Annotated in this window: 10 protein-coding genes; 8 read left to right on the forward strand and 2 right to left on the reverse strand. The window is 46.6% G+C overall.

Annotated elements, in window-relative coordinates; translation table 11 throughout:
* Positions 1–99 precede the first annotated feature (99 nt).
* Entirely contained in the window at positions 100–2,661 is a 2,562-nt protein-coding gene (locus MKQ68_RS07555) for a tetratricopeptide repeat-containing sensor histidine kinase (protein ID WP_264282759.1), read from the forward strand.
* A 7-nt stretch (positions 2,662–2,668) separates the two neighbouring features.
* Here the strand turns inward: MKQ68_RS07555 and MKQ68_RS07560 are convergent, their stop codons facing one another.
* Positions 2,669–3,349: a DUF421 domain-containing protein gene (locus tag MKQ68_RS07560; RefSeq protein ID WP_264282760.1), complete on the reverse strand. Its 681-nt coding sequence runs from the start codon at positions 3,347–3,349 to the stop codon at positions 2,669–2,671.
* 147 nt (positions 3,350–3,496) lie between these two features.
* On the opposite strand from MKQ68_RS07560, the gene MKQ68_RS07565 reads away from it, so the two are divergent.
* Complete coding sequence (locus MKQ68_RS07565; protein WP_264282761.1) at positions 3,497–5,104, forward strand: hypothetical protein; 1,608 nt, start codon at positions 3,497–3,499, stop codon at positions 5,102–5,104.
* A 2-nt stretch (positions 5,105–5,106) separates the two neighbouring features.
* Here MKQ68_RS07565 and MKQ68_RS07570 read toward each other — a convergent pair whose 3' ends face one another.
* On the reverse strand, positions 5,107–5,268 hold the full coding sequence (locus tag MKQ68_RS07570; RefSeq protein ID WP_264282762.1) for a hypothetical protein: 162 nt from the start codon (positions 5,266–5,268) through the stop codon (positions 5,107–5,109).
* A gap of 186 nt (positions 5,269–5,454) precedes the next feature.
* On the opposite strand from MKQ68_RS07570, the gene MKQ68_RS07575 reads away from it, so the two are divergent.
* The 6 genes from MKQ68_RS07575 (at position 5,455) to MKQ68_RS07600 (ending at position 13,576) form a co-directional block, all read left to right on the forward strand.
* On the forward strand, positions 5,455–6,324 hold the full coding sequence (locus MKQ68_RS07575) for a hypothetical protein (protein ID WP_264282763.1): 870 nt from the start codon (positions 5,455–5,457) through the stop codon (positions 6,322–6,324).
* Between the two features lie 86 nt (positions 6,325–6,410).
* On the forward strand, positions 6,411–7,316 hold the full coding sequence (locus tag MKQ68_RS07580) for an alpha/beta fold hydrolase (protein WP_264282764.1): 906 nt from the start codon (positions 6,411–6,413) through the stop codon (positions 7,314–7,316).
* A gap of 196 nt (positions 7,317–7,512) precedes the next feature.
* Positions 7,513–7,947: a very short patch repair endonuclease gene (locus tag MKQ68_RS07585; protein WP_264282765.1), complete on the forward strand. Its 435-nt coding sequence runs from the start codon at positions 7,513–7,515 to the stop codon at positions 7,945–7,947.
* 50 nt (positions 7,948–7,997) lie between these two features.
* Positions 7,998–9,269, forward strand: coding sequence for a DNA cytosine methyltransferase (locus MKQ68_RS07590; protein ID WP_264282766.1), 1,272 nt, complete (start codon positions 7,998–8,000; stop codon positions 9,267–9,269).
* A gap of 18 nt (positions 9,270–9,287) precedes the next feature.
* The gene (locus MKQ68_RS07595; protein ID WP_264282767.1) at positions 9,288–10,745 is read left to right on the forward strand and encodes an ATP-binding protein; all 1,458 of its coding nucleotides are present in this window, start codon (positions 9,288–9,290) and stop codon (positions 10,743–10,745) included.
* The gene (locus MKQ68_RS07600; RefSeq protein WP_264282768.1) at positions 10,742–13,576 is read left to right on the forward strand and encodes a Z1 domain-containing protein; all 2,835 of its coding nucleotides are present in this window, start codon (positions 10,742–10,744) and stop codon (positions 13,574–13,576) included. Before MKQ68_RS07595 ends, MKQ68_RS07600 begins: the two co-directional genes overlap by 4 nt.
* Positions 13,577–13,578 lie beyond the last annotated feature (2 nt).

The raw sequence follows: 13,578 nt of genomic DNA on the forward strand, positions 1-13,578 counted from the left end.
GTGTGACCGCGCGTGCCGATGATATTGCCTACTACTTCCGTGTTTAGTGCAACCCTGGCTTCAGTAAACCTGCCATGGGATATTTATATCTTTATGCTTATGCGACTGCTCCTTTCCATTTTTGTACTCCTTTGCCTTCAAACAACGGTTTACGGCCAACAACCACCCGATTCTATTGTCATCCGGCAGCTCATAAGTCAGGCCGGGAAGCTGATTTTAAAGCGGGGAGAACTGCCTGCAGACCTGAACGCCGCCCGTCCAATATTGCACCGCGCTGCGGAACTCAGCCGAAAGTCCGGCTACAAGCCAGGGCAGGCCCGATGTTCGCAGCTGGCCTACCAGTTGGCATATGAAGCCAAAGACGATGATTGGTTAGTGAAATTGCTGCCAGAACAAACGTTTCTTAAAAGGAACACGACATTAAAATATCTTTTCTACCGCGTACTCGATCGCAGGCAACTGGACAGCGCTCTGATGTTCGCGAAGATGATGAAGGAAGACGCTATACGTAATCAGCATCCTTTTTTATCGAACGACGCCGAGTTTTACCTGGCATCGTATCACATAGAATTGGCAGAATGGGATAAAATGGCGGAATGTTATACGAACATGATCCGCTTTCACCGGCAGCAAAAGAACCTGGCCGACGAATTGTCTTGCTGGACGGCGCTCAACTTTTACATGACAGAAAACTCACTGAAGGTTTATACGAAAGAGGAGGTGCTTAAAAATATGTTATCCCTCAGTGAGCGCCTGGGTGACAAGCGCCAGTATGCCACCACGCTGGCCGATCTGGGGCGGAGCGACATAACATTCGGAAGGATGAATGAAGCAGAGCAGAAGTTGCTGGAGGCGGAGCGCATCTTGAGAACGAATGGGATAAAGGACCGATTCTCCGTATACGAATGGCTTTGTCGTTTCTATATTATTAAAGCAGATGTGTACAAAGCGTTACAGGCAGCGAGGGCTGCACAGCAAAGCCGCTATGAAGCCGGTGCAGCGGGAGACCTGGAACGATTGTATTACTACGTGGCGGAAGTATATCAAACATTTGGTTTGCGTGGACGGGCGTTCCAGGAGCTGAATAATATGTTTGGTGGCAGCGATCCACTTAACATCCGCCCGGCTAACTATAAATATGCAGTTGTGGGTGCGCAGTTGATCGACCATCGCGGGCAAACGCGGCAGGCGATCGCGTATCTTTCGCAGGGAATGAAAGATAAACTGCTGTTTACCTACGATCACCAGCTGGTAACGGCGAATATGTACATGGGCGATTTTTATCTCCGGCTGAAGGATACGCTTACTGCACTACAGCATTACAAGAAATCGGAGCAGCTGATGGACCTGAAAGTATGGGGCCGTGCCACAGGGCCGTCCGACTTGTATATCCGCCTGGCCCGTTCGTTATATGATGCGGGCAGGTACGATTCCGCGCTGGCCTATCTCCAACGGATCGAAAAGTTACACAATGGGCAGGTAAGACTGGAGGTGCAAATCGACATGCAGCAGTTGTTCTATCGCATCGATTCGTTGCAGGGGCGATACCTCTCCGCCATGGGCCGTTCCCATAAACACCAGGCGCTGCGCGATTCTATCTACGGAATTGAAAGATGGGCCCAGCTGGAAGAGCTGCAGATGAAGTATGAAACAGCGCAAAAAGACCAGCAGTTACAGCAACGCGCGCAGCAGGTAGCCTTGCTTACCCAACAGAATTTTATGCGGGAAGAGTTGCTGGAGCAAAGAGACGTGGCAGCCCGGCAGCGCGATCTGCTCAACAAACGGAACAATCAGCAAGCCCAGCTCGAAGCCCGCCAGCGGGGTGACTCGCTTAAAAATAAGGAGGAACGTATACGGGCGTTAAACAAAGAAGCCAGTCTGCAACATACGGTACTCGAACAAACCCGCAACGCCCGTAATGCGCTTATCCTGGGCGCAGTACTGCTATTGCTATTGCTTTCCCTTGGATACAACCGTTTTTTGCTAAAACAACGTAACAACCGTGAGCTGCAGTTACAGCGGGATGTGATCACAGGTAATAATGTGGCACTTAGTAAACTGGTGAACGAAAAAGAATGGCTGCTCAAAGAAGTGCATCATCGCGTGAAAAATAATCTACAGGTGGTGATGAGTTTACTGAATATACAGTCGTTCTACCTGCAGGACGATCGCGCCATCGCCGCTATCCGCGATAGCCAGCGCCGCCTGAACGCCATATCCCTCATCCACAAAAAGCTGTATCAATCCGATAACATGGCCCTGGTAGACATGCCGCTATATGTTAACGAGCTGGTCGAATGCCTGCGCGAGTCGGTGGATATGCCGGAAAATATCAGGATCGACCTGGCGGTGGATCCCATCATGATGGACGTGAAACGCGCCCTGCCGGTGGGGCTTATCCTCAATGAGTCGATTACGAACGCTTTTAAGTACGCATTCCCGGATAACCATGAAGGCACGATTGACGTGTCGTTGAAGCAGGAGGGAAGCACGTTACTGCTGACGATAGCCGATAACGGCATCGGGTTTCAGCCAGGAAACGGCGGTAATTCACTCGGCATGAGCCTGATGGACGGACTCGCCCGCGACCTCGAAGGGGAGTTGATGGTGGACGGAAGTAAGGGTGCCAAGATCAGCGTGGTGTTTCCGGTGGTGCAATAGTGCGCGATCAGGTAATACGTTTGCTGGTGAGCGACTTCACCCAGCGTTTCTGTTCACAACGTTTGCAAGTATGTTTGCCGGCAGTAAGGCGTTCTGTTCCGCCGCAATAGCAGCAGGAGTACTCTCCATCCCTGGGCACTTCGGCGCATTCCTCGTAATGAGTAGGTGGCAGTACCGGCAAACCTGGCAACACCTCTTCATCCGGGAAGAAAAAGAAACTCACCGTACCATTGGTTTCCAGGATGCCGAGGCGTACCTGTCCCATATGTTCAATGCCTTTACCCCGCATCTCTGCGAAAAATTCATCTTTGGCGAAGGTAGATTTGCCTTTGTTATTCAGTACAATTTCCCCGTTTTCGATGATCACTACCGGGTCGCCTTCCAACACACTTTCAAACTTTTCGTACTTGGCGGCCAGCCAGGTAAGCAGCCGGTAAAAACCAAGGATCACCGCAAACACGACCAGGGAAGGCACGATGGCGTCGTCTTTATGGAACATCGGGTCGCCGGCGGCAGAACCGAGGGCAATGATGATGGCCACTTCGAAGATCGAGAGCTGCCGAACGCCTTTTTTGCCCGAAGCGCGGAGTAACAGCAACACAAAGGCGAACATAACGAGTGTGCGAATGAGGATTTCAACCGCCGCCTGTCCGTCAAAATCCTTTAGAAATATTTCTTGCCATTCCATGGAGGGGAGAGGTTTACAGATGGGTTGGCAAATTTTATTCCAGAACATGCTTTGCGGTGACCTGTAATACGCAAAATCAGGTATTCGGGTAAATAGAGAAAATCATAATTTTAATTATTCTATCACCTATAACTATTAGTGTATTATATGAGAATGCACCTGTTGGCCTTTTTTGTAATATGCAGCCACGCCCTTTCAGCTCAAACTACCCAACCCGCTTATGATTCTGCCCGCGCCATACTTGATCGCGGTGAACTGGAAAAGGCAATTCCTTACTTTGAGACGGTCATGACTAATGGCGACGAGGCCCTGAAAAGGAAAACGATCAATTATCTTACGGAAACCTGGGTGGGTGGCAAACATGCTATCTCCCTGTCTAAGTCGGTCAAGAGTTATGGCAAATTGCTGTCGGATTATATGAGCGCAACTTTCGCCGGAAAAGAAAGCACGATGAATGCTGCCGATCACTATACAGCAGGCATGATCTTCTGGTCGTTCGCCTATGCTGGCTCAAAGGGCGCTACGACTAAGGCAGTCACCCAGTTAAATATGGCCGCGCAGAAAGGCTATTCCGGGGCGGTTATCCACCTCGCAGCGGCGGTCAGACAGTTGAAGAACCAGGATCCGAGTATTCAATGGGGCGATATCATCAACCTATATACGCAGGCCGCGGCCATACAAAAATCTCCTCAGCCCCTGATAGATCTAGCCAATTCGAAAGTGGCTGATCTGGTTTGGGGAAGTTTCGATAAAAAGCAAACAGCTGCCCAGCGTGATACTATCAAAGACGTTTTTTTCATGAGCCTCTATAACATCACGCAGGTGATACCCGATTCGTTTCACGTCGCTGTCGCTTGGTTTTGGGAGCGGAGTATGGGAACTGCCATCCAGGATACGATGGTCAGTAACCTTATGAAAGATTATTTCGCGCGTGCCCCCTTGCCGCAAGGCTCACCGGCACGGAAAGGGCAGGCATGGCATCACCTGTATGAATACTTTTATGATCCCACGCCGAAGAATATGACCGTACGGACGGAGATCATGAATAAACTAAAGGAGTTTTACAATAATGAGCAGGAGTTACTAGGCGTGATCAGCGAATTTGTAGTGACCGCCAAAACGAATGATATTGGTTACGGCATGAGTTACGATTCCAAATGGCTCACCTTCTTTACGCCCGCGCTGGTCGACCAGCCGGAGCGACTTTTTACCGCAGCTGCGATGACGGACCAGGATTTTCTCCCTTTCCTGGAAAAGAACCAGCCTGCCAGCCGCTTTTCGAAGCCGATAGCCGACGGTTACAGGAAACGATTCGACAGGTTGTTTGAAATTGCAGGCGGTAAAAATATCGATGCAAAGTACCAGTTCGCGCTGGCAGAAGTTGGCAGCGCCGCGAACATGCGCCTCATCGAAAAACTGGCAGCCTACCCGGAAATCTGCAAAAGCAGTGCGATCAAACAGGCTTATGCAGACCTTGCGGTGCTGAAAAACCTGGCGTCTTACGGCAGCACAGGCGCAAACATCCCCATCGATTTCACCGAACTGCCGAAAGTATATGAGAACTGGTCTGCAGCCGACAAAAAAAGCTATAACAGACAATACGTCAATTTACTTTTAAAGTACATCCAGGAAGTGATTAGCTCTGGCAGGAATGTGAACTCGCTGGCCAGCGCCACTGGCAAGGTTACACTCGATTTTAATGATTACGATAAAGCGCAGAAGGCGATCACCCAGATATCGGCTGCATTGAAGTAGTTTTAATGCTTGTTTTGTCCGGGTGCGTAGGGCCTGGCCGATTTGGAACCGGTAGCCTTTTTCATTTGTCCGGGAGGTACTTTGCCGCTTCTGCCCGCGGTGCCGGGTGTGTAACAGGACGACAACAGTCCGAGGATCGTTAATGCAAGCAACATTTTTTTCATAAGATTGGTTTTGGTATTGATTACCAAATGTATGCCATTAGTTGATAAGTTGACACAAGGGCCAGGGCGTTGCAAGCGTCCTGGCCCGCGATTTGGTAGCAAAAGCCAAACATTTTCTATCTGTTCCTTAAAAAAACGTAAACCCTGCGCTGCTAAAAATCAACGCGCATCCATCTACATTCATCTATGAAAACAACTTATCTGCAGTTTTGCAAACTGGGCCTGGCAGCCCTCACAGGACTTGTAACCGTATCAGCCTGTAAAAAAGACAAAAACGATCAGCCAGCAGCACCGAACTACCTGCTGACGGCTATTCACCAGGATGGCGAACCGATCGACAGTTTCACCTACAATAGTAATCAGCAACTGGACCGGTTGTATAGTTATTACACCACCGCCGGTTACGAGGAATATCGTCAATTCGAGTATGACGCCAACGGTCGTTGTGTACGTGTAAAGCATATAGACGCCCGGGATGGGGATCTGTTGGGGAAAGACACACTCGTTTATAATAATCGTGACTTTACCGTTTATACGGAGGATGACGATGAACCGTTCGAAATTGAAAACGGTCTATCCTTTAAAGTCGGCAATGATGGTATTACCTTAGTCGGTTCGAAAGATACCATTACAATGTCCACCGGCAGGAGGCGTGTAGACTACATAGAAATTATTTACAGCGGCGGTAATCTATCCAGCTTTAAAGCGGTAGAATACTCTTTTTCTCCTACCACTAATAGTGTGAACAGTAATACCGCCACCTATAGCTTTACCTACGACAACCGGCGTAGTGGTTTGCAATGGATCGCTAAACATAATCCGTATGCAAGCCACCTGTTAAACACCGCTGTTGTTGATTCACCGATTTTCCCAGGTGGCAGGAACAATATAGCAGGTATTAAATACATATGGGGGACGGAAACCTTTACAGATGTAGAAGAATACACCGTAACGAATACCTATGATGCTGCATCGGGATATGTGGCAACCCAGGCAATCTCGGCGGGTGGATCAGAGCAGGTCGTAATAGGATTTCGCTACCAGAAGGCAGAGTAGTGTCGCATTCACCCCTGCGGATTGTCGTACCGACACGCCACCAGTTCGAGGTATAGCAGCGATCTTTGTGTTATAAAACACACGATATGAACAAGCTTTTAATCATCGCTTTACTGGCCATATTCGCTGCCTGTCAGCCAGCATCAAAAAAACATGAACTGTCTATGAAAGATAGCACACAACTTAAGCCCGTTCAATCAGGTTATGCGGATGTGAATGGCCTGAAAATGTACTACGAAGTATATGGTAGCGGCAAACCGCTGGTGATGATTCACGGCTCGTACATGAACATCCCGCTGAACTGGGCGCATATGATCCCTTCGCTGGCAAAAGACCGCCAGGTGATCGTGGCCGAAATGCAGGGGCACGGCCGTACGAAAGATATCGAACGCGAATTGAGCTACGAAGGCATGGCCGATGATGTATCCGGGTTACTTAAACATCTGAAAGTAGACAGTGCCGACATACTGGGTTACAGCATGGGCGGAGGCATTGCCTTCCAGGTTGCGGTTCGCCATCCGCAGCAGGTGCGCAGGCTGGTCATTTTATCCGGCACCTATGCGCATGATGGCTGGTGGCCTGAAGTGGAGGCGGTGTTTGCCACCTTTACGGGAGATATGTTTAAAGGCACACCCATTCAGCAGCAATATGACAGCATGGGTAATGATCCCGCACGCTTCGATGCCTACATAAAGAAAGTCATCAGGGTCGACACGAAGCCTTATGACTGGAGCAATGAAGTAAAGAACATCAAAGCCCCAATACTCATGGCCATCGGCGATGCCGACGGTGTACGATATGAACACGCCCTGGAGCTGTTCCGCGCTAAAGGCGGGGGGAAGATGGGGGATATGGGAGGCCGGCCTAAGTCGCGCCTGGCGATCCTACCCGGAACAACGCATGTCGGTATGATGCAGCAAACGGATGTGGTAGTACCGATGGTCGCTAACTTCCTGGATGCCGACCTGGACGCGCCGCCGCCAACGTTTTAAGATACCGGCCCGCTCGATGGAGCGGGCTTTTTGGGGGACAGTCACGGAGTGCCCATAGATGTGTTATTGTTTGTAAATTGCTGATTTTGGTATTTTTGTTGTATATACACCGGCGTATCATTACTTGTCGGCCTAACTCGAGTCAAGTATGATAAATCCGCGAGATGCCGAGTTTTTTTGTAGTAAACTTTGATAAATGGCTGATGTGCATTCTAAGGAAACCCGGAGTTTCAACATGAGCAAGATAAAGGGTAAGGATACCAAGCCTGAAATGCTTGTCCGAAAGTACTTGTTTTCGCATGGCTTCAGATATAGAGTGCATGACAGAAGGCTTCCAGGCAACCCCGATATCGTTCTTCCAAAGTATCGGACTGCGATATTCATTCACGGCTGCTTCTGGCATGGTCATGAAGGGTGCCGGTATTTTATCATTCCTAAGACTCGCACAGAGTGGTGGGTAAGTAAGTTAAGCCGAAATACAGCGAATGATGAAAAGGCGTTGACAGCGCTACATGCCCTTGGCTGGAAGGCAATAGTGATATGGGAGTGTGACCTGAAGAAGGCTACGTTGGATCATACTCTCAAGGCGCTCTTAGGCGACCTCAGATCAACACTGGTTAAGCAGAAATAAAATATCTTTTGCTGCGAAAATCTTGAAAAAAAGTTTATATTTTCGCGGGCATGAATTATATCGATCTTTTTGCAGGTGCGGGAGGTTTATCAGATGGCTTTATTAGAGCTGGCTATGAGCCGATCGTTCATGTAGAAATGGATGAAGCAGCCTGCTACACTCTTAAGACCCGCGTTGCCTATCATTACCTTAAGGCTACTGAAAACATCGGTGTATATAGGGCATACCTCCGGAATGATATTACGAGGGAGCAACTTTATGGATATATTCCCCGGGACTTACTTTCCAGTGTCATTAATCTTCCTATTGGTGGGGAAAGTAATTCAAAAATACATTCCCTCATAGATGATCAGCTTGATCAAAAAAATATATCAAAGAAAGACGTCGATTTAATAATCGGCGGTCCTCCTTGTCAGGCATACTCAGTTGTTGGGAGAGCCAGAAGCGAAAACGGGATGAAAGGTGACCCACGAAATTATCTATATGTTCAGTACGCACGTTATCTCGAAACATATCAGCCTAAAATGTTTGTATTTGAGAATGTACTAGGATTGAAATCGGCACAGAAGGGCATTTTCCTGTCTAACATGGAAAGGCTTTTCGAAAAAAAGGGATATAAGATAGAGGTCTTCACTGTAGAAGCAAACAATTTCAACGTACTGCAGAATAGAAAGAGGATTATAATCATTGGTTGGAAGGATGATTTTGTTCCGACATTACCAGATCTTGAAGCCGTACGTTTAAACCAGGGCGATCATGTCGAATCACTTTTAAAAGATTTGCCTCCCTTAAACGCAGGAGAGGGTAAAGATAAGTACATGGATTACGCGAGGCTGCCGGATAAATATCTCAGGTCTTCCGGTATCAGGGAGCGGTTAAGGGAATTGACCCAGCATGTGGCTCGTCCTCACACGCAGCAAGATAAAGAGATTTACAAGATAGTCGTAGATAAATGGAATAATCACTCTGAACGACTGGATTATAATTCATTGCCCGAGAAATTGAAAACCCATAGTAATAGGGATGCTTTCGTCGATCGGTTCAAAGTTGTAGCCGCCAACTGCCCTTACTCCCAGACTGTAGTGGCGCATATAGCAAAGGATGGCCATTATTATATTCATCCTGACATAACGCAGAATCGCTCTCTGACGGTTCGCGAAGCAGCACGTTTGCAATCCTTTCCGGATAGTTACTATTTCGAAGGCGTGAAGGAAAAGGGAAGCAGGACTGCCGCTTTTAAGCAAATCGGGAATGCAGTGCCGCCATTAATGGCTTACGAGATTGCAAAAGTTTTGAAACCGGTGCTTGAATCGGTGACCTGAGTATAATTTCTGTTGCCCATGCATGAATATAAAGCAGAAACAGTAACGCCAAATCCAAAGTCCACCATAAATTCCTATCGTAGTTTTGGATATAACCTACCTACAGCGATAGCTGATATACTTGACAATAGTATATCGGCTGAGGCAACTGAAGTTCACATCAATTTCAAGTGGGAAGGAAGCGCATCGTACATCTCTTTGCGTGATAACGGGAAGGGAATGAATCAGAAGGAGCTGGTCGATGCAATGACGCCTGGGAGTAAAGATCCTGAAGAGGAGCGAGGTAAAAATGATCTGGGGCGCTTTGGGTTAGGACTAAAAACAGCTTCTTTCTCACAATGCAAAAGGCTCACCTGCATCACCAAAAAGGAAGGTGAGAAGGTCTTAAAGAGATGCTGGGACATTGATTATATCAACGATAGTAATGTATGGCAGTTGCTGGACTTTGTTTCTGACAGCTCATTCCTGAATGAAGTAAATGAGCAAAAGTCAGGGACCCTGGTCTTATGGGAACACCTCGATCGGATCGTCGGAAAGGCAGATAAAAATAACGAAAGCGTAAAAAACGCATTCTATCAGGAAATGCAGCATGTTTGTGAGCACCTGAGCTTAGTTTTTCATAAATTTTTAGAAAACAGACGTTTGAAGATCTTTGTTCAGGACGACCTGCTGCAGCCATTCAATCCCTTTCTTTTGAATCTCACCCCAAAGCCTCAGATGGGTTTGCCGGAAATATTTGGGGGCGTAGAAATCACCTATTTTATTTTGCCTCACATGTCCGAAACGGGTAAAGAGTCGTATGAAAAGTCAGGCGGTGCATTAGGGTGGTTCCAACAGCAGGGATTTTATATCTATCGGGGGGATAGATTGCTGGTTGCGGGAGATTGGCTGGGACTGGAAAAGAAGAGAGACTATTCCAAGCTGGCACGAATTGCTGTAAATTTCTCTAACGCAGGTGATTTTGATTGGAATCTCGATATCAAGAAGTCCACAGCGAGTCCGCCTATCGAAATTAGAAGAGAACTCGCCCGAATTGCAAAAGTGGCTATTTCGAAATCAGCGAAAATTTATAACTGGCGCGGTCAGAAGCAGCTGTCTGAAGCGCCGGACATTACACATGAACCGCTATGGAAAGACGAAGTCAATAGAGAAGGGATTAAGCGGTATAAAATAAACAGGAAACATCCTGTTATAAGATCGCTGTTATCGGAAAAAACTTTATTTGCAGGTAAGGCACTTGCATTGCTTGAAGAAAATGTTCCCATCGAGCTTATTTTAGGCAATCAGAATGAAAACCCTTGTTACCACGAGCTTGAGAAACATACAGATCAGCCATCCGACGCATTGATCAGCCTTGCTGTCGAGCTCTATCAGATATATATATATCAGCAAATTCCCGAACCCCTCGCGCGACAACAAATTATGAATTCCACTCCTTTTAATTTATTTCCACTGATAAACGAGTATCTGAAATGAGCGACCTCTTAAACACGGCGAGAGCCGTAGCCCATATGCTATTGTCTCACGGTTCGGAAAATATTACCGATGAGTCGATACAAACTGCTGTGAAGAAAGTTTCCGCAATGAACATCGTAGAAGGACTTACGTTCGACGAGCGTGAATTGTTCGAAATATTACGCGCCGATTTCAGCGTCGGGAAAGGCGAAGTAACAATCTTATCCGAGGATGTTGAGCCATGGCTGAATGAAGAGTTGGCAAATATAAACTTTGAATTATGGAACAGGTATAAACTCAATATCAGAGACAATGATCCTTCATTTCCAGTAGGTGACCTGGATGACTTCACCAATAAAATACTGGATAAGTGTGTAAACCCGAGAAAGCCCGGAGCATGGGACAGGCGTGGTATGGTGGTAGGGCATGTTCAGTCCGGTAAAACATCTAACTATGTGGGACTCATCAATAAGGCGACCGATGCAGGTTATAAGGTAATTATCGTAATTGCCGGCACTATCAGTTCCTTGAGGAGGCAAACGCAGGAAAGAATCGATTCCGGCTATATAGGAAGGAGCAGTTCCGCCTTTATAAATAACCGGGGCGAAAATAGGGTGATCGGTGTAGGGAAATATAAGGTGAGTACTGATATATACTCATTGACCTCATCCTATTACAAAAGTGGGGACGAAGGCGACTTCAGCCAATCAGTCGCGAATAAATTAAATATCCCAATCGGCAGAAACCCGGTGGTTTTTGTTATCAAAAAAAATAAAAGCATTCTTGAGAATCTTATAGATTGGTTTGCCAAAAACGAAAATGTTCGGCCTGTAGAGGGAAGCCCTAGACTATTTGACGTTCCGGCACTGATTATTGACGATGAGGCGGATGCAGCCTCCGTAAATACGTCAGGCGATATAAATGACGTGAAGGCAATCAACCGGCTGATACGGATCCTGTTAAATATGTTCAATCAAAGCACATTTATTGGATATACCGCTACGCCATATGCGAACTTGTTCATATCACAGACCTATAATGATGCGCTTACTGAGGTGGTAAAAGGCCGGGAGTATAAGGTTGGCGAAGATTTGTTTCCGCGTGACTTCATTGTTAATATAAAGGCTCCCACGAACTACATTGGTGCTGCGAAAATGTTCGGTTACGAAAATCCTGTTCCGGAGCTTACGAAGGAGCCATTGGAAATTTTTAGAGCGATTGATGATTACGATCCTCCCTTCTTTAAATCAATTAACAAAGAAAATAAAGCCAATTTACCCGAATATATTCCTGATACCCTTGGAACTGCGATTAAGTCTTTCATACTGACCTGTGCGATACGGAGGCTCCGTGGGCATGAAAAAAAGCACAATTCGATGCTGGTTCATGTAGCACTACTCGTGAAGTGGATTGACAAAGTCGCATATTTGGTTAATGAAAAAGTGAAGGAGTATAAAAATGCAATTCTGGCAGAAGATGAAGCTCTCCTTGATGAACTCAGGTGTCTGTATGAAACTGATTTTCTCCCGACAACGCGGAATGTTATGGAGAATCTGGATTACAAAGATCGCCGGCTAGAGCAACATCACTGGGTTGACGTGAGGGCTGAACTTAAAAAAGCCGCTTCAAAAATCGAAGTGCGGGCTGTTCATGGAACCCGCTCTACAACAAATCTTCAGTACCACAATATCGAAGAAATCGACTATGGGCTATATGAGAACGGCTTATCGGTCATCGCTGTCGGTGGAAGCCGGCTTTCGAGGGGAATTACGCTGGAAGGGCTTTCTATCAGTTACTATATACGGACCACTAGGATGTACGATTCTCTGATGCAGATGGGGCGTTGGTTCGGATATCGCCCCGGCTATGTGGATCTATGCCGGCTTTTTACTACGTCTGATATATTCTTGTGGTTTAATCACATCACTATGGCCACGGAAGAGATGAGAAACGATTTTGATGAATTGACCGCAACACATCGCCGGCCCAGAGATTTCAGGTTGAAGGTTAGAAATCATACCGGCCTGCTTACAATAACAAGCCTAGCTAAATTACATTTCTCAGAAAATATAGAAATTTCCTTTTCGGGTAGCAATCTGCAAACCTATCAGCTACTTAAGACTGAAGCTGCCATCCACAACAACTTCAAGGCCTTGAAGGATCTGATTGCAGCTATCGGATTTCCGGAAGAACATCATCGTATAAAAGTAAAAGATAGGATAAAATATCTTCTTTATCGGGATCAGACGCCGGATTCAATATGTGATTTTATAGATGCGTTCAAAACAGATCAGCCCAACATTAAAAACGGTGCCATCAGTGAATATATACGACTACAATCAGAAAGCGGGACAATAAACGAATGGAGTATTTGTGTCGTTGCCAATACTGAAGAGAGAGTTTTTATCGATTACGAAGGGAATACGCAACTGGATAAACGAGAGCCCAATAATGATGTAATGACTTATAACTTGATCTTCGGAGGGGAGGTGCTGACCCTTGGATGCAATGTTCGTAATCAACCAAAACAAGAACGTGGCAGTGATTACTATCTGATCTCAAAAAACCAAATTGATGATATTAGGGATAGGCAGGTTGATTTATTGCGAAACAATCTGAAGACAAATGAGGCTATCAAGGGAGAACGGAAAGAAGAGAAAAAAGGTCTCTTGTTGATTTATGGGTTGGATGAACGAGGTACGCCCGGTCTGAAAAACAAAATTCCGGTTGTAGGCTTCAGTCTCCATTTTCCGACGATTGACGGTGAGGTAAAAGTGTCATATACGGCAACAATTTACAATGGCTTTGATGATGAGATGATGGAGGATGACGATAACAACGATAATGGGTAAGT

This window comes from Chitinophaga horti, assembly GCF_022867795.2.
Classification (GTDB): domain Bacteria; phylum Bacteroidota; class Bacteroidia; order Chitinophagales; family Chitinophagaceae; genus Chitinophaga; species Chitinophaga horti.